Source organism: Ensifer sp. SSB1 (assembly GCF_016652895.1).
Lineage (GTDB): Bacteria > Pseudomonadota > Alphaproteobacteria > Rhizobiales > Rhizobiaceae > Ensifer.
This window is the reverse complement of record NZ_JAEPRP010000012.1, coordinates 50,803-71,423: the sequence shown is the minus strand read 5'-3', so window position 1 is coordinate 71,423 and position 20,621 is coordinate 50,803. Positions and strand designations below refer to the sequence as shown.

General features: G+C 61.4%; 21 protein-coding genes and 1 pseudogene. 16 read left to right on the top strand and 6 right to left on the bottom strand.

What is annotated here, in order from left to right:
* The first annotated feature begins 14 nt into the window (after positions 1-14).
* Both I8N66_RS05105 and I8N66_RS05100 read left to right on the top strand, forming a co-directional pair.
* Positions 15-632, top strand: a complete 618-nt coding sequence (locus tag I8N66_RS05105; protein WP_291150418.1) for a CMD domain protein — start codon at positions 15-17, stop codon at positions 630-632.
* Between the two features lie 22 nt (positions 633-654).
* Complete coding sequence (locus I8N66_RS05100; protein ID WP_291150415.1) at positions 655-1,257, top strand: alkylhydroperoxidase domain protein; 603 nt, start codon at positions 655-657, stop codon at positions 1,255-1,257.
* A 94-nt stretch (positions 1,258-1,351) separates the two neighbouring features.
* On the opposite strand, the pseudogene I8N66_RS05095 reads toward I8N66_RS05100, so the two are convergent.
* The 4 genes and pseudogenes from I8N66_RS05095 to I8N66_RS05080 form a co-directional block, all read right to left on the bottom strand.
* Positions 1,352-1,857, bottom strand: a pseudogene (locus tag I8N66_RS05095) (porin); the annotation flags it as partial.
* 168 nt (positions 1,858-2,025) lie between these two features.
* Positions 2,026-2,436, bottom strand: coding sequence for a DUF983 domain-containing protein (locus tag I8N66_RS05090; protein WP_291150412.1), 411 nt, complete (start codon positions 2,434-2,436; stop codon positions 2,026-2,028).
* Between the two features lie 186 nt (positions 2,437-2,622).
* A complete protein-coding gene (locus I8N66_RS05085; protein WP_291150410.1) occupies positions 2,623-4,020 on the bottom strand; it encodes a PLP-dependent aminotransferase family protein in 1,398 nt (465 codons plus the stop codon).
* Between the two features lie 110 nt (positions 4,021-4,130).
* The gene (locus tag I8N66_RS05080) at positions 4,131-4,751 is read right to left on the bottom strand and encodes a LysE family transporter (protein WP_291150407.1); all 621 of its coding nucleotides are present in this window, start codon (positions 4,749-4,751) and stop codon (positions 4,131-4,133) included.
* 66 nt (positions 4,752-4,817) lie between these two features.
* Here I8N66_RS05080 and I8N66_RS05075 point away from each other — a divergent pair, with 66 nt between their 5' ends.
* Positions 4,818-5,747, top strand: a complete 930-nt coding sequence (locus tag I8N66_RS05075) for a LysR substrate-binding domain-containing protein (protein WP_291150404.1) — start codon at positions 4,818-4,820, stop codon at positions 5,745-5,747.
* An 80-nt stretch (positions 5,748-5,827) separates the two neighbouring features.
* Positions 5,828-6,670, top strand: coding sequence for a pentapeptide repeat-containing protein (locus I8N66_RS05070; RefSeq protein ID WP_291150402.1), 843 nt, complete (start codon positions 5,828-5,830; stop codon positions 6,668-6,670).
* A 44-nt stretch (positions 6,671-6,714) separates the two neighbouring features.
* On the opposite strand, the gene I8N66_RS05065 is transcribed toward I8N66_RS05070, so the two are convergent.
* A complete protein-coding gene (locus tag I8N66_RS05065) occupies positions 6,715-7,284 on the bottom strand; it encodes a nucleoside 2-deoxyribosyltransferase (RefSeq protein WP_291150400.1) in 570 nt (189 codons plus the stop codon).
* Between the two features lie 227 nt (positions 7,285-7,511).
* Between I8N66_RS05065 and I8N66_RS05060 the strand changes: the two genes are divergently transcribed.
* Entirely contained in the window at positions 7,512-7,961 is a 450-nt protein-coding gene (locus I8N66_RS05060; protein WP_291150399.1) for an acyl-CoA thioesterase, read from the top strand.
* Here the strand turns inward: I8N66_RS05060 and I8N66_RS05055 are convergent.
* A complete protein-coding gene (locus I8N66_RS05055; protein ID WP_291150398.1) occupies positions 7,949-8,908 on the bottom strand; it encodes a LysR family transcriptional regulator in 960 nt (319 codons plus the stop codon). The two genes, I8N66_RS05060 and I8N66_RS05055, sit on opposite strands and share 13 nt — an antisense overlap.
* Before the next feature lie 142 nt (positions 8,909-9,050).
* Between I8N66_RS05055 and I8N66_RS05050 the strand changes: the two genes are divergently transcribed.
* The 11 genes from I8N66_RS05050 (at position 9,051) to I8N66_RS05000 (ending at position 20,616) form a co-directional block, all read left to right on the top strand.
* Positions 9,051-9,833 (top strand): ABC transporter substrate-binding protein, encoded by a 783-nt coding sequence (locus I8N66_RS05050; RefSeq protein WP_291150396.1) that lies wholly within the window; start codon positions 9,051-9,053, stop codon positions 9,831-9,833.
* A gap of 75 nt (positions 9,834-9,908) precedes the next feature.
* Complete coding sequence (locus I8N66_RS05045) at positions 9,909-10,556, top strand: amino acid ABC transporter permease (RefSeq protein ID WP_291150394.1); 648 nt, start codon at positions 9,909-9,911, stop codon at positions 10,554-10,556.
* A 13-nt stretch (positions 10,557-10,569) separates the two neighbouring features.
* Positions 10,570-11,229 (top strand): amino acid ABC transporter permease, encoded by a 660-nt coding sequence (locus tag I8N66_RS05040; RefSeq protein WP_223728943.1) that lies wholly within the window; start codon positions 10,570-10,572, stop codon positions 11,227-11,229.
* Positions 11,226-11,990, top strand: a complete 765-nt coding sequence (locus tag I8N66_RS05035; RefSeq protein WP_291150392.1) for an amino acid ABC transporter ATP-binding protein — start codon at positions 11,226-11,228, stop codon at positions 11,988-11,990. The genes I8N66_RS05040 and I8N66_RS05035 overlap by 4 nt, the downstream gene beginning before the upstream one ends.
* Before the next feature lie 10 nt (positions 11,991-12,000).
* On the top strand, positions 12,001-13,635 hold the full coding sequence (locus I8N66_RS05030; RefSeq protein WP_291150390.1) for a N,N-dimethylformamidase beta subunit family domain-containing protein: 1,635 nt from the start codon (positions 12,001-12,003) through the stop codon (positions 13,633-13,635).
* Between the two features lie 12 nt (positions 13,636-13,647).
* A complete protein-coding gene (locus I8N66_RS05025) occupies positions 13,648-15,015 on the top strand; it encodes an aspartate aminotransferase family protein (RefSeq protein WP_291150387.1) in 1,368 nt (455 codons plus the stop codon).
* Between the two features lie 10 nt (positions 15,016-15,025).
* Positions 15,026-15,970: a 3-keto-5-aminohexanoate cleavage protein gene (locus I8N66_RS05020; protein WP_291150385.1), complete on the top strand. Its 945-nt coding sequence runs from the start codon at positions 15,026-15,028 to the stop codon at positions 15,968-15,970.
* 70 nt (positions 15,971-16,040) lie between these two features.
* Positions 16,041-16,544 (top strand): GNAT family N-acetyltransferase, encoded by a 504-nt coding sequence (locus tag I8N66_RS05015; RefSeq protein ID WP_291150382.1) that lies wholly within the window; start codon positions 16,041-16,043, stop codon positions 16,542-16,544.
* A gap of 22 nt (positions 16,545-16,566) precedes the next feature.
* Positions 16,567-17,598, top strand: coding sequence for a histone deacetylase family protein (locus I8N66_RS05010; protein ID WP_291150379.1), 1,032 nt, complete (start codon positions 16,567-16,569; stop codon positions 17,596-17,598).
* Between the two features lie 467 nt (positions 17,599-18,065).
* Entirely contained in the window at positions 18,066-19,586 is a 1,521-nt protein-coding gene (locus tag I8N66_RS05005; protein ID WP_291150432.1) for an ABC transporter substrate-binding protein, read from the top strand.
* A gap of 58 nt (positions 19,587-19,644) precedes the next feature.
* Entirely contained in the window at positions 19,645-20,616 is a 972-nt protein-coding gene (locus I8N66_RS05000; RefSeq protein WP_113540653.1) for an ABC transporter permease, read from the top strand.
* Positions 20,617-20,621 lie beyond the last annotated feature (5 nt).

The window sequence follows — 20,621 nt, the reverse complement described above, 5'->3', positions numbered from 1 at the left end:
CAAAGGAGACCTAAATGACCCAAGTGTCGCCAGACATCATCGATCTGCTAGCCGGCATCACGCCCGGATCGAACCTCGACCGCGTACGTGCCCAGCGACCGGAGACGCGTGAACAGGCGCAGCAAACCTACCTGGCCCTGTTTCAGCCCAAGACAGTCGACGACGCTTCCCTGGTGGAGCGGCAGGCGGTCGCGGGCTTTGTCGCCGGGCTGCACCGCCAGGCGGATATCTACGAATTCTACGTCAATCCGCTTGAGGAAGGTGCTGCGGGCCGTTGGCTTGTCGAGATACTGAAAGCCGAGATTGGGGCAGGACAAGCGGTTGGACCCTATGGCAGTTTCCCTGAGGGGCCGCTGAGCGCCGAAAGCCAGGCAGGTCCCAATTACCGCGTCTCGGACACCCATCGCGAAGTGCTGGGCGAAAAGCTCTCCGCAGCGTTTGAACATGCGCATCTGCTGGTTTTCCGCCCGCGCGAGGCAAGCCCGCAGGCGCTGCAGGCGCTCCTCAATGCCGGCTGGACGACGGATGGCGTCGTGACCCTGTCACAGCTTGTTTCCTTCGTCGCGTTCCAGATCCGGGTGATCGCCGGGCTCAGCCTTCTTTCCGCCGCGTCGAAGCGCGCTGCCGCATAAGCCACCGAAAGGACCTGAGACAATGACTGAGCTTGCCATTATCCCCAACGTGGAAAATTCTCCGGTGAACTTCACGCAGGCCGAGATCGGCTGGACACCGTGGCTCCAGCCCTTGGCGGAGGACGACCTCACTGAACGACATCTCCGTGGGCTCGTCGAAGCTGCGCGTGCCAAGTCTCCCTATTTTCGCCTGCTGGTGCGCGACCCCGAGGTACTGGAAGCCCGCACGAGGACGGACAAGGATATCTTCTACAATACCCGCACCGGGTTGCCACGGGCTGAGCGAGAATTGGCGGCAACGGCCGCTTCCCGCTCAAACGGCTGCATCTTCTGCGCGTCTGTCCATTCGCGTTTCGCGTCTCACCATTCAAAGCGCGGCGACGACGTGCAAAAGTTGCTGGATGAGGGGGTAGGTGCGGATCTTGGCGATCGCTGGAATGCGATTGTTGCTGCATCCGTCGCACTGACCGCGACGCCGTCAGTCTTCGCAGAGGAGCACATCGCGCGGCTGGCTGCAGTTGGGCTTGATGAGTTGGAAATCGCCGATGTGATCCACGGCGCCGCATTCTTCAACTGGGCGAACCGTCTGATGCTGTCCCTGGGGGAACCCACACCCGCGAATTGATCACCGCCGGTTCAGCCGGCTGAAGTATTCGCCAGAAATAGCAAAGCCCGCAACCTCGACAGAGGTTGCGGGCCTTTTCATCGATAAGATCGGATTAGAAGTTGCGCTGCAGGCGGACGAAGCCCGAAACGTAGTCGCGGTCGGTCGTAGCCCGCGGGTCGCGAGACCCTCGGTGATCGCGTAATCGAGCGTTACGCCAGCGCGCCACTTGTCGAGGTCGTTGTTGAACTCCGAACCGGAGCGCAGGCTGTCCCAGTACTGGACGCCGGGGGTGATCTTTAGCTTGTCGGTGGCCTTGAAGGCGTACGAAGCTGCAACGGTCCATTCCGAAGCGTTCCAGTAAGCGTTCGGGTCCGAAGCCCAAACACCAGCAACCTGGAGGACGCCCGGGCCGAGGTCAGCCGAGAGCAAGCCGCGGATCGCGCCTTCTTCGACTTCAGAGTCGTAACCGCCGAGCAGGTCGAAGGAAACGCCGCCGACCGAAGCCGAAACGATTGCTTCAACGCCAACGCCGTTCGGCTTGGTGGAGAGACCTTCGAGTTCGTCGATGGCGATACCAGCCTGGAACGAACCGCAATCATAGAGGTAGGCGATCGAGTTTGTTCCCCGGAACTATCGAAAATCGCTTGATGGTCAAAGCCAATGGTTGCACCTGGTCGGCGAATTCGGGATCGTTATGGCGATCCACGGCATGTTGCATGCTCTGTCGGAGATTTTGAACGTGCCGGATATGTATTGCCTATCGTATTCGCAGGCCGGCGAAGCTCCCTACTGCGTCGTCGCAACCGGCGGATCGGCGCTGCGTCTGACGACTTTGCCTTCCTCAGCCTTGTAGAAGAACTGGCTTGAAACGAGCCATCCCTTCAATGGTCGAAGTGGTGGAATACACGTCAGCAGCATGAATGGGCCTGTCACCAGCAAATGCACCCAAAGCGGTGCGCTGTACTGAACCTCAAGCCAGACCCCGAGAAGCACGCTCGGGACGCAGGCAAAGCAGATGACGAAGAAGGCCGGACCGTCGGCCGGGTCCGCGAAAGAATAGTCAAGACCGCAGACTTCGCATTCCTTGCGCATCTTCAAGAACCCTTCGAAAAGGTGTCCCTGGCCGCAGCGCGGGCATCGACCGCGCAGCCCGGTCTGCATCGGTGGGAGGGATGGCCACTCGTGATCCGAAGACATCGTCGTTCCTTTCAGGCGTCGGTTTCGGCGCGCTCTTGAGCCTGCGCCGATGTTGCCTGGGTCTGCGGCCAGCCAAGCAGGCGCCGCCTCAGGTCTGGAGGATTAGGCGCCCGAAAGCATACATTGTCAATTTATTGTATGCATACATTGCTGCGACAATTTCGCCCGCAGGAGATATCCATGTCGTCAAACCACGAGGCTTGATGCGGCGGGGGATTGGCCGAGGAGGTCGGCGATGGTCGACAGGCTGCGGCGCAGGTCTTCTTGGGTCGCGGCCGCACCAAGGCCCAAGCGCACGGCTTCCGGGGCTGCCCTGAGCGCAAAGGCGTCGCTTGGAACAACTGCGATGCCCGCGGCCTGCAGTCGACCGCTGAATTCACCGCGCGTCCAGGGTTGCGGCAGTCGCAGCCAGACGTGAAAGGCATGCGGGTCCGATATGGCTGCGCCCTTCGGGAGGATGCGGTCGGCGATCTGTTGCCGAACGTTCGTTTCAGTGCGGATCGCGCCGAGGACAGCATCGGCCGTTCCATCCTCGATCCAGCGGGTCGCGATTGCGGCTGTCAGCGGTGAAGCCAGACCAGCAGTCGCCCGGATGGCGCCCTCGGTTCGGACCGAGCTGCGGGTGTCTGGAACGACGAGATAGGCAACGCGCAGCGCCGGCGAAAGGCATTTCGCGAGGCCGCCGATGTAGTAGACAAGTTCCGGCGCCAGCGCGGCAATTGCCGGCGGCGGCGCCACGGGAAGGGCGCCATAGGCGTCGTCCTCAATGATCGGTACGCCATGTCGCCGAGCGATCGTGACGATCGCCTCACGGCGCTCCAGCGAGAGCGTGGCTGTCGTTGGGTTATGCAGCGTCGGGTTGCAGTAGAGAGCCTTTAAAGCGTGCCTTGAACAAATTTCGTCAAATGATTCGGGAATCAGCCCCTTTTCGTCGATCGCTACCCCCAAAAGCGTGATGCCGAGATGGGCGGCGAGCGCGCGAAGGCCGGGGTAAGCGATGGCTTCGGCGCATATGGTGTCGCCCGGCTTTGCCAGGCTGGTGAGTACCGCAAGGAGCGCGCCTTGCGCTCCGGGGCAGACCAGCATGCGTTCGACCTGCACCTCACCCAGGCGCGGCCCTAGCCAGGTGGCGCCAACGGCTCTGTTGTGTAGGGTACCGGCAGGGGCCTGGTAGCGCATCAGAAGGTCGAGCCCGTGCTCGGCATGGAGTGCCGTCATGTCGTCCCAGAGCCTTGCGGCGAGCAGATGATCGTCGAAGAGCGGTGGCAGGTTCATGCTCATGTCGACAATGCCGCTGGTGGCGGGGCGAGTAATCCGCGAGCGCCGCGCCTTGACGTAGGTGCCCTGGCCGACGCGGCCCTCGACGAGGCCGCGATGTCTTGCTTCGTTGTAAGCGCGGCTGACGGTCGTGAAATCGATCGCAAGTGCCTCGGCGAGCACGCGTTGCGGCGGCAATCGCATGCCGTCCAAAAGGCGTCCGTCGGCGATGTCTGCGGCAATGGCGTCTGCAATCGCGAGATAGAGAGGACCATCTGCCTTGCGTATGGTGGGGCGCCACGAGATCTGCAAGCGTTCGTCGTTCATTACAGCAATATCCGACGTTTATGATTGTATGGATATTGCATGTTTTTGCGTCGTCGGCAAGCAGATGCCTGACGCTCGACGCCACAGCCCGCACGAACGGCTTAGCGCCGCTATTGTCTGACTGCAGTCGCCGTTGCCAATAGAACGCCGAATCCCACCAGCAAGGCTCCGAAAGTGCGGTCGATCCAGTGCCGCAGTCGAAGCAGGCGAACGCGCACGATACCGGTCGAGAAGAACAGCGCCACGAGGGTAAACCAGACGACATGTGCAGCCGCGATGAAGCCGCCATAGCCGACTTGAACAATGAGTGGTGTCGTCGGCTCGACGACCTGCATGAAAAGGCTGACGACAAAGACTGTCGTCTTCGGGTTGAGCGCGTTGGTCAAGAACCCGGTGCGCAGAGCGCCGAGATCGGAGAGTTCGCAGGCAGCAGTATCTTGTGGCCCTTCTGTGGGTTTTGCCCGCAACATCTTCAGGCCGAGCCAGACCAGATAGGCGGCACCGCCAAACTTCAGAACGCTGAAGAGCACGATCGATTGCCGGATGATCAGGCCGACACCGAGAATGGTGTAGCCGAGATGGATGCAGACGCCGGCGCCGATCCCGAGCGCCGTCAAGACGCCGGCCCGCCGGGACAAGAGAAGGCTATTGCGCGTCACCATCGCGAAATCGGGCCCAGGGCTTATGACAGCCAAGATCGTGATGGTGACTACTGCTAACAGTTCGGTCATTGCTTTTCTCGCTCGTTCCTTCGATGCTGCTCCAGACGTAAGCGACAATCGGGTCGGCGACTAACGATGATTCCTAACATAATTGGTGAGCACAGATCACAGATCGATGCTGTTCGTCTCCCGCCTTTGGCAGCGCTCCGCTGCTTCGAGGCGGCGGCGAGGCTGGAGAGCTTCAGCCGCGCTGCGGACGCCCTGCACTTGACCCATGGCGCGATCAGCCGGGCAGTCCGTGTCATCGAGGACGAGTTGGGGGTGGCGTTGTTCGAAAGACGAAGCCGCCGCGTCTTCCTGACAGATGCCGGCCGCAAGCTCGCCACTGCTGCGCGCGAAGGCTTTGCGCTCGTTGAAACCGCGGTCCGGGAGATTCGGGAAGAGGTGAGGGCGCCGGCGCTCGTGGTCTCCTGCGAGCCGACGCTTCTGATGCGTTGGCTCATACCGCGGCTTCCGGACTTTCAACAGCGGCATCCGGATGTTTCCATACATCTCGTTGCCGGCGGCGGTCCGGTAACGCTGGGGCGCGGCATCGACCTCGCGATTCGGCGAAACGACTTCGTGCGAGCCGAGGCGGTCCATGCAACCCCACTGTTTCTCGAGCGCACCGGCCCGGTCTGTCGCGTCGATAAGGTCGCAGACTATTTCGACCGACCCGATGCAGGGAGCCTGTCGAAGCTGCGTGCCGAGGCGGTCCTTCTGCATTCGCGTAGCCGCCGGGACGCTTGGGAAACCTGGGCAGGGCTCGCCGATTGCCGCACGCTCGGGCGACGCTCGCAAAGCTTCGAGCATTTCTACATAAGTCTTCAGGCCGCGGTCGCCGGAATCGGTGTCGCGATCGGCCCCTGGCAGCTTGTTCGCGCCGACGTCGAGAGCGGCATTCTGGCCGCGCCCGTGGGATTTATTGAGGACGGAACGTCCTATGATCTGCTCGCGCCAGCAGCCATTGTCGAGCAGAGCGCTCAAGGCAAACTGCGTGACTGGCTGTTGGAAGCCGCTATCTGAAGCGAAGCGTTTTCATTTCTGTTATTTGCATAAAGAGGAGCAACGTCATACGTTTACCAGCGAAGCACGCACAACCGGTGATGCCGATCACGCGAAGGGTGTGTATGCCATCTGAAATGCAATCGATTCGACCCCGCGGGTCCCGGAGCGGCGCCATGACTATCCTCAAAACCGATCTCGACCACGGGTGCGGCGCGATGCGCCAGTCCGCGACGCCACGCCGAAGTGCGCTGAAAACCCTGCTCGCGCCAGCAATCACCGCATGCCTTGTCACCCTGGCAGCACCGGCTTTGGGTCACGCCGCCAGTTGCAAGGATTCGGCGTCGCCTGGCGCAGATTGGACCGACTGCAACAAGAAGGCACTCATGCTCGGCGGCAGCGATCTTCAGGGCGCCAATTTGGTCAATACGGATTTCACCTTGACGGACCTGCGGGGCGCCAATCTGACGGGCGCCAACCTGGAGAAGGCGACGCTGGTACGTTCGTCGGTGGCCGGTGCGCTGGCCGATGGGGCGAATTTTTCGAAGATCGAGGCCTATCGCTGCAACTTCGCGGGTATCGCTGCCGAAAAGGCATCCTTCGTCAACTCCGAGCTGCAGCGTGCCAATTTCAGTGGAGCCCGGCTGACGGGGACGAGCTTCGAGAAGGCCGAACTCGGCCGCGCCAATTTTGACAGGGCGGAATTGACCGGCACCCGCTTTTCTCACGCCAACCTGTCGCGCGCCAGCTTCGCGAACTCGAGCTTCACGGGGCCGATCGACTTCGATGGCGCCTTCATGTTTCAGACCCGGATCGAGGGCGTGAACCTCTCCGAGGCGACCGGGCTAGAGCAGGAGCAGGTCGACATGACCTGCGGCGACGGCTCGACCAAATTGCCGGCCGAATTGAAGACGCCGACAGGCTGGCCTTGCGCCACCGACTAGAGGCGGACGCTTGCCTCCAAGAGAGGCAGCGGAGCCTGTGATGTTTAGGTCAGGTGCCGCCTCGCAGCGATTGCGAGGCATTCCTTGAAAGCTTCGAGATCGGTGAAGCGATCGGCCTCGGGCACTTCGCGTTTGATCAGCGCGCCCTCGCGGCGAAGGATGCCGCCATCCAGCATGAGATTGTCGGCCATGTCGAAATCTTCGATGCTGAGGCCGTCGGGGCCAGCCATGCGTCCGTCAGGGCGCAGCGCAGCCTTGCCATTGTAGTGATCGTTGAGGATCCGCTCGTAGTAGCTGCGCGAAGTATTGGTGTAGGCGTAAACGTGCTTGCCGTGGCCGCACATGAAACCGAGTTCGAACACCGTTCCGACGTCGGCACTGATACCGCGAAACGGCGTCAGATTGGCGATGATCATGTCGGAGGCAAGCATCATGCCCTCGTCGACGGCATAGATCGCCAGGCCACGTTCATGCTTGGTGGGAGCCGGAGGAATCTCGAGATCACCTGGAACCAGTGGCGTGAAGCCGGCCGCGCGCGCCAGCGCCGCCTTCTCCTTCTGGATCTCGACCGAATTGGACAGAAAAACTTCCGGGCCAGCGAGATAGACTTTCACGCTTCATTCCTCCTCACATTGCAAGCGGCCAATCTAGGAGGGCAACCGCGCCGCGCATAGCCATCGTTAGAAGCAAGCGCGCTTACCCACGGAATTTTCTCGCCTTTTGTCAAAACGGAATGGAGGCGAACGTTGAAAGCATGCCGCTCTCGGCCGCGATGGACAGAGGCGTCAAGCATCCGCTATGTCTCGCGTACGGTCACAATTCGAAGAATGAGGCGCGCGTCATGTCCATCCAGCCTTTGACAACCTACGTCGGTGTCGCCCACCCGTGGATGTGCGACACGATGGGGCATATGAACGTGCGCCACTACGCGGCGATGTTCGATGATGCGAGTTTCCAGCTTCTTGGCCATATCGCCGGGATCGAAGCCGGATCAGACCCGGACAGGGGCTGGGCGGATGTGCGTGCCGAGGTCGAGTACAAGCACGAGACCAAGGCGGGAACGCTCCTCACCATTCGTTCGCGCGTCATCAAGCTCGGTCGCTCGTCGGTGACCTTCGAGCAGGTGATGTCCGGATCGCTCGATGGTGTCGTACATGCGGTCAACAGGACGACGACTGTGCGGTTCGACCTACAGGCGCGCGCCGCCATCGCGCTGGAACCTGACGCGCGGACGCGGGCCGAGACCCTATTGTCGGATGAGCGGGCGCTATCTCGCGATCAGTCGGCGTAGACCCGCTCGTCGGCAGGTGTCTCGCCAATCAGGGTCTGCAAGCCGGCAATCAGCGCTTTCTCGGCGCGGTTCAGCGCCTTCTCAGGGTTTGTCAGCATGAAGATGTCGATGGCGGGCGGATTGTCGTAGGGTGGCAGGCGCCAGAGGAGACCATCGGCCACATCGCGGCGGGCAACGTGCAGCGGCAGCGAGCCGACGCCGAGACCTGCGAGCGTCATCCGGCGCACCTCTTCCAGACTTGACGAAACGCCGACGACGTTGGCGTTGAGCTTGGCCTCGCTGCGCAGCAGAGCGACAGGCCGGAGCGCATCGGCGATGTGGTCGGTGTGGAAGGACACCGAGGTTTCTCCCTTGAGATCGCCAAGCTTCAACCCTTCTTTTCCGAACAATCGGTGGTGCGGGCCGCAGAAGAAGCCGAAGAATTCCCTATACATCATCAGGTAGTCGAGCGCGGGATCACGCACGCTGACGAGACACAGGCCGAAGGAGGCCCGTTTCTCGCGGAGTTGCCGTGTCACCTCGCCGCTCGGTGCAACGTTGATGGTCAAGGTCGCACGCGGGTAGCTGCGATGAAATTCCATCAGCGCCCGGTCGAAGATCGGCGAGACCACATGGCTCGCCACCGCGATCGTGACATGGCCCGTGACGTCGTCGCTAACGCCGCGCACGAGCAGCGGCAATTGCGAGATCGTGCCGAACACCTCGACGCTTTGCTCGTAGAGCAATTGGCCCACCTCGGTGAGATCGAAACGCGTCGCATCACGCTCGACCAGCCGGCGGCCGACACGGTCTTCCAGTCGGCGCAGAGCGTTGCTGACGCTCGGTTGTTTGAGGTTCAGCCGCTCGGCAGCGCGCGTGATGCTTTTCACCTCGGCGATCACCACAAAGGTGCGCAGAAGGTTCCAGTCGAGCTCCCAGACGAGCCGTTCCAATCGAGGTGAAGCCATTCCTGAAATCTATGCCTTCTATTTCCATTATCTATTTGCGCAATGTTGGCGCAGAAGCAATCATGAAATTCGGAAGACGCCTCGATGCCGATCCCAGGCGCACAAGAAGGCGCGTTCATTCCAGAGGAGCAAGGAACATTTCATGAAAAGCCTATTCTCCGGCCTGCTGGCCGCGACGCTGACCATTGCTGCGACATTTTCAGCCGTCTCGGCCAAGGCCGACGACCTCGAGAGCGTCAAGGCGGCCGGCGAACTGAAGATCGCGATGTCGGGCCAGTATCCGCCGTTCAACTTCGTCAATGAAGAAAACCAGGTCGTCGGCTTCGACGCCTCGATCGGCCAGGCGATTGCCGAGCGGGTCGGCGTCAAGGGCACATTGGTGACGACCGCCTGGGACGGCATCATCGCCGGGCTGCTCGCCAACAAGTACGACACCATTGTCGGCTCGATGACGATTACGCCGGAACGCGAGAAGGTCGTCGATTTCGTCGGCCCTTACTACCATGCCGGCCGAGCCGTCTTCGTCAGTGAAGCCTCTGCGGTCCAGAAGCTGGACGAGCTCAAGGGCAAGACGCTCGGTGTGACGCTCGGCGAAACCCATGAGAAGTGGGCGCGCGAACAGGGCGGCTGGGACGTGCGTACCTACAAGGGTCTGCCGGAACTGCTGATGGAACTGAAGAGCGGCCGGGTCGATGCGATCGTCGTCGACAACATTCCGGTCATGGTCGCCGTCAAGGAAACCGGCGAGAAGGTCCGTCGCCTGGAAACCCCCGACATCGAAGGCGGCAGCGTTGCGATCGGCATCGCGATCCGCAAGAACAACCCGGAACTGAAAGCGGCGATGCAGAAGGCGCTCGAGGGCATGCTGGCAGACGGCTCCTACGAGAAGATCGCCATGGAATGGGTCGGCAGCGACATCCGCTAAGCTGATGCCTCCCGCACTCCGGCCGCGGCGAAAGCTGCGGCTGGAAGTCACGATTTTGCCATCCGGAGTTTCCCAATGGACGTTTCGCTGGTGCAGCGCGTCTTCCCGTTCTTCGTGGAAGCGGCATGGATCACGATCGAGATATCGGTACTTGCGCTCGCCCTCGGCTTGGTGGTCGCATTCCTGATAGCTGCCGCCAAGATGTCGCGCTCATTCCTGCTGCGGGCCTTCGGCACGGCCTATGTCAGCCTTTTTCGCGGCACGCCATGCCTGATCCAGCTTTTCGTGCTCTATTTCGGCGGCCCGCAGGTCGGCATCAATCTCGAACCGTTTGCCGCCGGCGTCATCGGGCTGGGGCTCAACATCGGCGCCTATATGGCGGAATCCATTCGCGGAGCCGTGCTCTCGGTTGATCGCGGCCAGACGGAAGCGGCGCGCTCGATTGGCTTCAGCCGGTTCCAGACCATGCGCAAGGTGGTGCTGCCGCAGGCGGCAAGGCTGATGATCCGGCCGCTTGGCGTCAACGCTGTTGCTCTCGTCAAAGGCTCCGCACTCGTCTCGACGATCTCCGTGGTCGAACTCACCTACACGGCACAACGCTATATCGGCTCGACCTACAAGCCATTCGAGATCTTCGGCGTTGCCGCCGTGCTCTACATGCTCATCGTCTATGTCGTCGCGCGGATCGTCGATCTGCTTGACCGACGCTACGCCGTAGCCTGAGGGGGACGGTCACATGCAAGGTCTCGATTTCAGCGTCGTTCCGCCCTATGCCGACATCATCTGGATGGGCGTCTGGTGGACGGTCGTCCTCACCATTTCCGCCGCCGCGATCAGCTTCATCTTCGGTATCGTTTTCGCTCTCGTCGTTCTCTATGCGCCAAAGACGGTGGCCTTGCCGGTGCGGGCATTCATGTGGCTGTTCATGGGCACGCCGCTGCTTCTACAGCTTTTTCTGATCTATTACGGGCTCGGACAATTGGGCTTCAAGATCCCGGCGCTGATCGCCGGCATCATTGGCCTCGGCCTGCACTTTGCCGTCTACAATGCCGACATCCTTCGTGCCGGTATCGTCGCCGTCGATGTCGGGCAGACGGAGGGTGCCCGCAGCCTTGGCTTCGGCCGGATGCAGACCTTGCGCTATTTCATCGTGCCGCAGGCGATCCGCAACACCATTCCAGCCATGGGCAACAACCTGATCGTGCTACTGAAGGAATCCTCGCTGGTCTCGATCATCGGCATTGCCGAACTGGTCCATGCCGCCCAGCTTGCGATCAGCGAGACATTCCGACCGTTCGAATTCTACATCACGGTCGCGGCACTCTATTACATTCTCAATCTCGTTCTCGAAGCGGGTCTACGCCAGGTCGAAAAGAACGCGGAGGTTTCCCGATGACCGCACAGAAACCCATGGTCGAGGTCAAAGGTGCCCGCAAGAACTACGGTGCACTGGAGGTGCTCAAAGGCATCGATCTCTCGGTTGCGCGCGGCCAGATCGTCGCGATTATCGGCCCGAGCGGCTCCGGCAAGAGCACGCTTCTAAGGTCAATCAACCACCTCGAGACGCTCAATGGCGGCGAAGTCTGGCTCGACGGCGTCCAGGTCAATCAGCACCTGAAGGGCCAGGCCTTCGAAAGGCACATCAATGCGGTGCGCCAGCAGATGGGCATGGTGTTTCAGCACTTCAATCTGTTCCCGCACCTGACAGTCCTGCAGAACATCACCATGGGGCCGATCATTCTGAAGGGAATGGCGAAGACTGCCGCACGCGACCTTGCGATAGAGCTCTTGTCGAAGGTCGGCCTTGCCGACAAGGTCGATGCCTTTCCGTCCCGCCTTTCCGGCGGACAGAAGCAGCGCGTCGCGATTGCTCGCGCGCTTGCGATGCAGCCGAAGGTGATGCTCTTTGACGAGGCGACCTCAGCACTCGACCCGGAGCTTGTCGACGAAGTGAACGCGGTCATGAAGCAGCTCGCAGCCGAGCATATGACGATGCTGATCGTTACGCACGAGATGCGCTTTGCCGGCGAGGTCGCCGACCGTGTCCTGTTCATGGATGGGGGCGTCGTCGTCGAGCAGGGGGCGCCGAGCGAGATCTTCCGCCAGCCGACGCAGGAGCGCACGCGCGCGTTCCTCAAGAAATATCTGGCCGCGTGAGGGGGGAATGATGGGACACCAGGATCAATACCCTGATTTCGGCCTGACGCCGGAACAGCGCCGTGAGGCGGTGCTTGGTCACTACTACGAATATCCCGGCATGGACGGCGAGCGCGGCGAGATCTGGTGCTACACCGACGCCTTTGCCTATCCGCCGGGCGCCACCGTGCGCCTGCAGGTCAGCTCCACTGCGCCTCAGTTTTCGGTCGAAATCGTGCGCGACGGAGCCACAGAGCAAACCGTCCTGGCACGTGACGGCCTTGCCGCCCGCTGGCAGGAAACGCCGGACCAATGTTCAGTGCTCGGCTGCGGCTGGGAGACGGGTTTTGAATTCAAGATCGACGAAAACTGGCCGTCCGGCGCCTACCGTATCACCCTGAGAGCCGAGGGCAGGGATGGCAAGCCGATCGAGTGCCACCATCTCTTCATCGTGCGGCCGCTCGCCGGCCGCAAGCCGGGCCGTGTGCTGCAGGTCGCCGCTACCGGTTCTTGGACTTCATACAATACCTGGGGAGGCTCCAACCACTACCAGGGCATCACCGGTCCCAACCGCGATCAATACGCGACGACCGTCAGCGTCGAGCGGCCCTTCTGCCGCGGCTTCGTGATGCTGCCGGCAAATGCGCCGCGCGTACCGCTTGAGATCAATGCACCGATGGCTGTCGCACCGCGCTACCCGCATATGGAATGGGCGTATGCCAATGGCTATTCCAAAAAATATGCCTCGTCGGGCTGGGCAAGCTACGACAGCCACTTCTTCCGCTGGGCGGAACGCGAGGGCTATGCCGTCGATCTTGCCAGCCAGCATGAGCTGCATTTCAACCCGGAAATCCTCGACGGATATGACTGCGTCGTCTTTGTCGGCCACGACGAATACTGGACCTGGGAAATGCGCGATGCGGTCGACGGCTACGTCGAGCGCGGCGGCCACGCCGCGCGCTTTGCCGGCAACTTCATGTGGCAGACGCGCCTCGAAGACGGTGGCAAACGCCAAGTCTGTTACAAGTATCGCTCACGTGCAGAAGACCCGGCCTTTCGCTCGGATGATCCCACGCGCACCAGCGGCTCCTGGGAGGCGGCCGAGATCGGCCGGCCAGGATCTGCGACCTTCGGGCTCAATGCCACGCGCGGCCTTTATGTCGGTTGGGGTGGCTGCGCCCCGCGCGGTGCGCGCGGCTTCCCGGTCTACCGACCCGAGCATTGGGCTTTCGCCGGAACCGGCATCTACTACGGCGACATTCTCGGCGCCGAAGGCCACGCCTTCGGCTATGAGGTCGATGGGCTCGACTACATTATCCGCGGCGGACTGCCCGAGCCGACCGAAGACAGCGGCGCACCTGACGGGCTTGAAATCCTGGCGCTCGGTATGTCCTCGCTGAAGGAGGAAAGCGCCGACATACCCGCCGACGATCAGTTCCTTTCGGATGCCGACGCCAAATTTGTCGCTGAAACGCTGATCGGCGATCATGGCGAGGCTGCCGTCGAGCGCGTCAAGCGCGGCTGCGGCATGATCGTCAATTTTCCGCGCGGCAAAGGCGAGGTGTTCCACGCCGGCAGTTGCGAATGGGTGGCGGCTCTCAAGCGCGGCGACGCGATGGTCGAGCGCGTCACCGCCAATGTCCTCAATCACTATCTCACTCGCTGACAGAGATTTGCCATGCTCAAGACGACAGCTTCCAACGAACGCCCCGCCTCGCATCTCTTCTACCAATCGCGCCTGCGCCGTCCGCTGGTCGACCGGGCCGAAGGCATCTATCTCTTCGACCAGGACGGACGCCGGGTGATCGACGGCTCCAGCGGCGCCATGGTGGTCAATATCGGCCACGGCAACCGCAATGTGCTTGACGCGATGAAGCGCCAGATGGACCGCGTAACCTTCGCCTATCGGCTGCACTTCGAGAACGAGCCTGCGGAAGACTTGGCGCGCCGTGCGGCCGAAAAATTGCCCGTGGGCATGGACAAGATCTTCTTCGTCTCCGGCGGCTCGGAAGCGGTCGAATCCTGCCTGAAGCTCGCGCGGCAATGGGCCGTCGCCACCGGCCAGAAGGATCGCTGGAAAGTGATCTCGCGCTTTCCGTCCTATCACGGCGGTACGCTTGGCGCCTTGGCGGTGACAGGCTATGCGGCACTCTCCGAACCCTTCTCGCCGATGATGCGCGAGATGCCGAAGGTGGCAGCGCCAACCGCCTATCTCGATCGCGACAACCTGACGATGGAGCAGCGCGGCATCAAATATGCCGACCTGCTGGAGGAAAAGATCCAGGCGGAAGGCCCGGAGAGCGTGCTGGCCTTCATCATGGAGCCGATCGGCGGCGCTTCCACCGGGGCGCTGGTTGCGCCAGACAGCTACTATCCGCGTATTCGCGAAATCTGCGACAAGTATGGCATCCTCTTGATCCACGATGAGGTAATGAGCGGCGCGGGCCGGACCGGAAAGTTCCTCGGCGGCGACCACTGGAACTGCCGTCCGGACCTGATCGCTTTGTCGAAGGGCTTTGCGTCGGGCTATTGCCCGCTCGGTGCCATGGCGGCACCGTCACGGATCGTCCAGCCGGTGCTTGACGCCGGCGGTTTTCAGCATGGGTTCACCTATGCCGGCAATCCGCTCGCTTGCGCCGCCGGCCTTGCCGTTCTCGACGAGATCGATCGCCTCGGCCTGATCGACAATGCCGCTGCCATGGGTGACGCCTTGAAGGCGGAACTGATGGCACTTTCCAACCGCTTCCCCTTCATTGGCGACGTGCGCGGCAAGGGGCTGCTGCTCGCCGCCGAGTTCGTCTCCGACCGCGAAACCATGAAGCCGTTGCCGAAGGAGTTGAATGCGCATCAGCGCATGGTCGATCTCGCCTATGAGCGCGGCCTGATCATCTATTCCAGGCGTACGCGTGGTGGCGTCGAAGGCGATCATTTCCTCGTCTGCCCACCGATGATCATCACGCGTGAACAGATCGGTGAGATCGTCGCCATCCTCGGCGACGTGCTCGAAGTGCTCGCCGAAGAACTCAATCTCCCCGTCAACCGCTGAGGGTTTGACCATGACGAAAGCCAGAACATCGCGCAAAGTGATCATCACCTGCGCGGTGACGGGATCGGTGCATACGCCGACCATGTCGCCCTATCTGCCTGTAACGCCCGACCAGATTGCATCGGAAGCGATCGCGGCCGCCGAAGCCGGCGCCTCCATCCTGCATCTGCACGCACGGAATCCTGAGGACGGTCGGCCATCGGCGGATCCGGCATTGTTCATGCAGTTCCTGCCGCGCATCAAACAGTCGACCGATGCCGTCGTGAACATTTCCACCGGCGGCTCGTCGCTGATGGCGCTCGAAGATCGGCTCGCCGCTGCAATACGCGCCGAACCGGAAATGTGCTCTCTGAACATGGGCTCGATGAATTTCGCGCTCTTTCCGGCACTCGACAAGCCGACGGAGTGGAAACACGAATGGGAGCCGCAGCTCCTTGAAGCGACCCGCAGCTCGATCTTCAAGAACACGTTTGCCGATATGGAGTTCATCCTGACGCGGCTCGGCCAGGGCTGTGGCACGCGCTTCGAGTTCGAGTGCTATGACGTCGGCCACCTCTATTCGCTGGCGCATTTCCGCGATCGGGGCTTGGTCTCCGGCCATCTCTTCATCCAGTTCGTCTTCGGCATTCTCGGCGGTATCGGTGCCGACCCTGAGAACCTGACACATATGAAGCGCATCGCCGACAAGCTCTTCGGCGACGACTACTCGTTCTCGGTGCTTGCCGCCGGCCGCCATCAGATGCCGATGATCACCATGGCTGCCGCCATGGGCGGCAATGTGCGCGTCGGGCTCGAAGACAGCCTCTATAACGGTCGGGGCACGCTTGCGACCAGCAATGCCGAGCAGGTTCAGCGCATCCGCACCGTTCTCGACGCCTTATCACTGGAAGTTGCAACCCCTAAGGAAGCACGCGCGCTTCTTGGCCTGAAGGGCGCAGATCAGGTGGCATTCTGAGACCGGCGGCATAGCATGCTTGGACTTAAGCCTTCGCCTGCCGGCAGTGAAAGGGAAGACTGTGACGACGATGCAGAGTTTAACATCCGATATCCGAATTCGCGCAGGCGAACCGGAGGATGCAGGCAGCATACATAGTGCGATCCTGGCCATGGGGCGCGGTCTTGATATGGCGGACAAGGTCACCTGCACGGTCGAGGACTTCAGCCGTTTCGGTTTCGGTCCGAATGCCGCCTTCCACAGCCTGATCGCCGAGGCGGGTGGAGACCTTGCCGGTCTTTGCCTGTTCTTCCCGATCTTTTCCACCTGGCGCGGGCGTGCGGGCGTCTTCGTACAGGACCTCTATGTTGAAGATCGTTTCCGGGGCTTCGGGGTCGGCGAAGCCCTGCTTCGCGAAGTTGCCGCATGGTCGAGCGTGCGGGGCGGAGACTACCTCCGGCTGGAGGTGGACGTGGATAATCTGCCGGCGCAACGGCTTTACGAGCGGATCGGCATTACCTGGCAGGCGAAGGACCGCGCCCATGCCGCCTATGATGAGGCCTTCGCGGCTCTCGCAGGCGGTCTGAAAGTTTGAAGACGAAGGAACTGGAGAGAGCATGAAAGCCTTCTACGCACTGGAACAGAAGCGACATAATCCGAAGGCTTTTCTTTCGAGCGGTGCGCCGCAGCCGAACCCGGAGCAACCCGAGCGCGTCGAGCGCCTTTTGGTCGGCGCCCGAAATGCGGGATGTAACGTCGTTCGGCCGCGCGATCACGGACTTGGGCCAATCGCCGCGGTGCATACGCCCGAATACCTCGAGTTCCTCGAAAATATCTATGCCCGCTGGCAGCGTATCGTCGATGCCTCTGAGGAGGTTATTCCGAATATCCATCCGCTCGCGCGCGATGGTCGTTATCCGGCGTCAGCCGTCGGGCAGGCCGGCTATCACATGGCCGATACCGCATGCCCGATCTCCGGGGAAACCTGGGACAGCGTGCGCTGGAGCGCCTGGAGCGCGGTCGACGCTGCTGATGCCGTGATGGCGGGAGAGCGGGCGGCCTATGCGCTTTGCCGTCCGCCGGGCCATCACGCCTTTGCCGACGTTGCCGGCGGATTCTGCTTCGTCAACAATTCTGCCGTCGCGGCGCAACGCTTCCTTTCGAATGCGGCCCGGGTGGTCATCCTCGATATCGACTTGCACCACGGCAATGGCACGCAAGGCATCTTCTATCAGCGGGCCGATGTACTGACGGTCTCGATCCACGCGGATCCGGTGCGGTTCTACCCATTCTTCTGGGGGCATGCGGACGAGCGCGGCGAAGGGCCAGGTCTCGGCTACAACTTCAATCTCCCGCTCGAACGTAAATCGGGCGACGGCGAATTCCTGGCCGCTCTCGACGTTGCCTTCCGTCGCATTCGTGCCTACGCGCCGGACGCACTCGTCGTCGCTCTCGGCCTCGATGCCTTCGAAGGCGATCCCTTCGGCGGCCTTTCCGTATCGACGCCCGGTTTTGCCCGGATCGGCGAGGCGATCTCCGGCCTCGGCATCCCGACAGCAATCGTGCAGGAGGGCGGCTACCTCTGTGACGCGCTCTCCGACAATCTGACGGCATTCCTCACGGGTTTCGGTGCCGCTGCCGCTCGGTAACCGTTAGAACCCGGCCCCCATTTGACAAAGGCGCGGACGTGTAGCCGCGCTCGCAACTTTTTTAGGGACTGATGGGCAGGCGCAATTCGGTGTTCCGCAAGAGCAGATAGCCCTAACCACTTGTCTTTTCGGTAAATTCCCAATCACCTGACGGTGTCTCGATACGCCGTCGGGTGATTTGGTTTGGGATTTTTCTTGGACGAGATTCGCGCTTTGGTTGTCTTTGTGCCTGCTATTCGTGGCTCTGGGCGTCCGGAAAATGACCCGTATTTTTGGGCTGTATTCCATATTAAACATTTATGCATACAAAATTGTCGACAAAATAGTTGACATTGTCGCCAACAGCTTCAAATCTAGGGCGGCTTGCTCACGGGTGGGCGAGGGCGCCGTTCTGTGGCGACTGACGAGAAAACAGAGGGAACGACATGAAACTGAGAAAGCATCTCCTCGCGGGGTTGGCATTTGCCATGCTCGCATCCTCCGCATCTGCGGAAACGCTGCGCTGGGGAAGCCCGCGGGATATCTTCTCGCTCGACCCCTATTCCTACGGCAGCACCTCGAACCTGGCCTTCCTCAATCACGTCTATGAGGGCCTGACCCGCTACACGCCCGAGTTCAAGGTTGAGCCGGCGCTCGCCACCAGCTGGGAGATGGTTTCCGAGAAGGTCTGGCGCTTCCATCTGCGCAAGGGCGTGAAGTTCCACAACGGCGCCGATTTCAACGCTGACGACGTCGTCGCCTCCATGGCCCGCGTCAGCCACCCGACGTCGCCGCTGCGCGGCAACATTCCGGCCTATGTCTCGACCACCAAGGTCGACGACTACACCGTCGATATCGAAGTGACCTCGCCGAACCCGCTGTTCCTCAACGACATGACCAACATCTTCATGTTCGACAAGGACTGGCTGGTCGACAACAAGTCCGAGCTGCCGACCGACGTCGGCGCCAAGGTCGAAGGCTTTGCCACCTACAACACAAACGGTACCGGCCCGTTCAAGGTTGAATCCCGCGTTCCCGACAGCAAGACCGTGCTGATCAAGAACGACGGCTGGTGGGATACACCGAAGCACAATCTCGACCGTATTGAATTCATGCCGATCACCTCGGCAGCAACTCGTGTTGCAGCGCTTCTTTCGGGCGAAATCGATCTCACGGACGGCGCCCCAGTACAGGACCTGGAACGCCTGAAGAGCTCGCCGGAGATCAAGGTCATCGAGCGCACTGACCTGCGCACGGTCCATATGGTCTTCAACCGTCACGAGACCTTCGCCGACGGTCGTGAGAACATCTTCAACAACATCAAGGTGCGCCAGGCAATCGATCACGCGATCGACCGCCAGCTCATCTTCAAACGCGTGATGCGCGGCAAGTCGCATGTCGCCGGCACCATGGTCGCACCGGAAATCCCGGGCTACAGCGCCGAGCTCGACGTGCCGACGAGCTACGATCCGGAACTCTCCAAGAAGCTGCTCGAAGAAGCAGGCGCCGTCGGCAAGGAGTTCACGCTCGTCTGCATGAACGATGAAAGCGTCAACGAAGAGGACGTCTGCAGCGCGCTGGTCTCGATGCTGTCGCGCGTCGGCCTCAAGCCGACCCTCGACATCGGCCCGCGTGCCGTCCAGGCGCCGAAGCGCGCAAGCGGCAAGTCCGACGCCTACATGATCGGCTGGGCCAACGAGCCGACGCTCGATGCCTATTCGATCCTCGTTCAGGTGCTTTCGACCCGCGAAGGTGCGGCAGGCGTCGCCAACTATGGCGGCTGGTCCTATCCGGAACTGGACGCGATGGTGAAGAAGGCCGCGGTTGAGATGGACCACGACAAGCGTCTGGCGATCGAAACCGAAGCGCTGAAGTTCGCCAAGGACGAGGTCATCATGATCCCGCTGCACCAGCAGCCGATGGCCTGGGCAATGTCCAAGAACGTGACCGACGTGACCATCCGCGCCGACAACAAGCCGCGCCACTGGCTGACCCGTATCGGCGATTGAGTTTCCTTGCCCCGGCGGAGTGTCCTTCGCCGGGGCTCCTCATTCTGCGAGAAACCCAATGATTGTCTTTCTCATCAAGCGGCTGGCCAATGCCGTGCTGGTCATGCTCGCCGTCGCGCTGCTCGCCTTTCTGATCTTCCGCTTTGCCGGAGATCCGGTCGAGCTGATGGCAAACGAACAGATGTCGCAGGCCGACAGGATCGAGCTGCGCGAAAAGCTCGGGCTCAATGATTCCTTCCTGACCCAGTTCGGCCGGTTCGTCGGCAACGCTGCCCAGGGCGATTTCGGTATCAGCTACCGCAACGGCCAGGACGTCATGAAGCTTATTGCCGAGCGATTCCCGGCGACGATGGAGCTTGCGCTCGTCGCAACCGTCCTGTCGCTACTGATCGGCATTCCGCTTGGCGTTCTAACCGCGATCCATCGAGGGCGATGGTACTCGGAAGGGCTCCAATTCGTCAGCATCATCGGCGTCTCGTTGCCGAGCTTCGTCGTCGGCATCCTTTTGATCCTCGTCTTTGCCGTAACGCTTGGCCTCGTGCCCGCCTTCGGGCGCGGCGATGTGGTGCAACTCGGCTGGTGGAGCACTGGCCTCTTGACGCCATCCGGCCGGGCATCGCTGCTTCTGCCATCTCTCGCGCTTGCGCTCTACCAGATCACCCTGGTCATGCGGCTCGTCCGCGCCGAGATGATGGAAGTGCTTCGTTCCGACTTCGTCAAGTTCGCCCGCGCCCGCGGCGTACCGCGCTGGCGGATCTATTTCCGTCACGCGCTCAGGAACTGTCTGATGCCCGTCGTTACCATGACGGCGATGAATTTCGGTTCGCTGATCGCTTTCGCGCTGATCACCGAAACCGTGTTCCAGTGGCCGGGCATGGGCATGCTCTTCATCCAGGCGGTAACCTTCCTCGATATGCCTGTCATGGCTGGTTATCTCTGCATCGTCTCCTTCATCTTCGTCACGCTCAATACGCTCGTCGATATCGCTTATGCGGTCATCGATCCGCGGCTGCGCGACGCTACCCGTTGAGGTCG

Excerpts from the sequence above, each read along its gene's own strand:
- I8N66_RS05105 (WP_291150418.1), top strand. The coding sequence starts at position 15 with ATGACCCAAGTGTCGCCAGACATCATCGATCTGCTAGCCGGCATCACG.
- I8N66_RS05100 (WP_291150415.1), top strand. The coding sequence starts at position 655 with ATGACTGAGCTTGCCATTATCCCCAACGTGGAAAATTCTCCGGTGAAC.
- I8N66_RS05090 (WP_291150412.1), bottom strand. The coding sequence starts at position 2,436 with ATGTCTTCGGATCACGAGTGGCCATCCCTCCCACCGATGCAGACCGGG.
- I8N66_RS05085 (WP_291150410.1), bottom strand. The coding sequence starts at position 4,020 with ATGAACGACGAACGCTTGCAGATCTCGTGGCGCCCCACCATACGCAAG.
- I8N66_RS05080 (WP_291150407.1), bottom strand. The coding sequence starts at position 4,751 with ATGACCGAACTGTTAGCAGTAGTCACCATCACGATCTTGGCTGTCATA.
- I8N66_RS05075 (WP_291150404.1), top strand. The coding sequence starts at position 4,818 with ATGATTCCTAACATAATTGGTGAGCACAGATCACAGATCGATGCTGTT.
- I8N66_RS05070 (WP_291150402.1), top strand. The coding sequence starts at position 5,828 with ATGCCGATCACGCGAAGGGTGTGTATGCCATCTGAAATGCAATCGATT.
- I8N66_RS05060 (WP_291150399.1), top strand. The coding sequence starts at position 7,512 with ATGTCCATCCAGCCTTTGACAACCTACGTCGGTGTCGCCCACCCGTGG.
- I8N66_RS05055 (WP_291150398.1), bottom strand. The coding sequence starts at position 8,908 with ATGGCTTCACCTCGATTGGAACGGCTCGTCTGGGAGCTCGACTGGAAC.
- I8N66_RS05050 (WP_291150396.1), top strand. The coding sequence starts at position 9,051 with ATGAAAAGCCTATTCTCCGGCCTGCTGGCCGCGACGCTGACCATTGCT.
- I8N66_RS05045 (WP_291150394.1), top strand. The coding sequence starts at position 9,909 with ATGGACGTTTCGCTGGTGCAGCGCGTCTTCCCGTTCTTCGTGGAAGCG.
- I8N66_RS05040 (WP_223728943.1), top strand. The coding sequence starts at position 10,570 with ATGCAAGGTCTCGATTTCAGCGTCGTTCCGCCCTATGCCGACATCATC.
- I8N66_RS05035 (WP_291150392.1), top strand. The coding sequence starts at position 11,226 with ATGACCGCACAGAAACCCATGGTCGAGGTCAAAGGTGCCCGCAAGAAC.
- I8N66_RS05030 (WP_291150390.1), top strand. The coding sequence starts at position 12,001 with ATGGGACACCAGGATCAATACCCTGATTTCGGCCTGACGCCGGAACAG.
- I8N66_RS05025 (WP_291150387.1), top strand. The coding sequence starts at position 13,648 with ATGCTCAAGACGACAGCTTCCAACGAACGCCCCGCCTCGCATCTCTTC.
- I8N66_RS05020 (WP_291150385.1), top strand. The coding sequence starts at position 15,026 with ATGACGAAAGCCAGAACATCGCGCAAAGTGATCATCACCTGCGCGGTG.
- I8N66_RS05015 (WP_291150382.1), top strand. The coding sequence starts at position 16,041 with ATGCAGAGTTTAACATCCGATATCCGAATTCGCGCAGGCGAACCGGAG.
- I8N66_RS05010 (WP_291150379.1), top strand. The coding sequence starts at position 16,567 with ATGAAAGCCTTCTACGCACTGGAACAGAAGCGACATAATCCGAAGGCT.
- I8N66_RS05005 (WP_291150432.1), top strand. The coding sequence starts at position 18,066 with ATGCTCGCATCCTCCGCATCTGCGGAAACGCTGCGCTGGGGAAGCCCG.
- I8N66_RS05000 (WP_113540653.1), top strand. The coding sequence starts at position 19,645 with ATGATTGTCTTTCTCATCAAGCGGCTGGCCAATGCCGTGCTGGTCATG.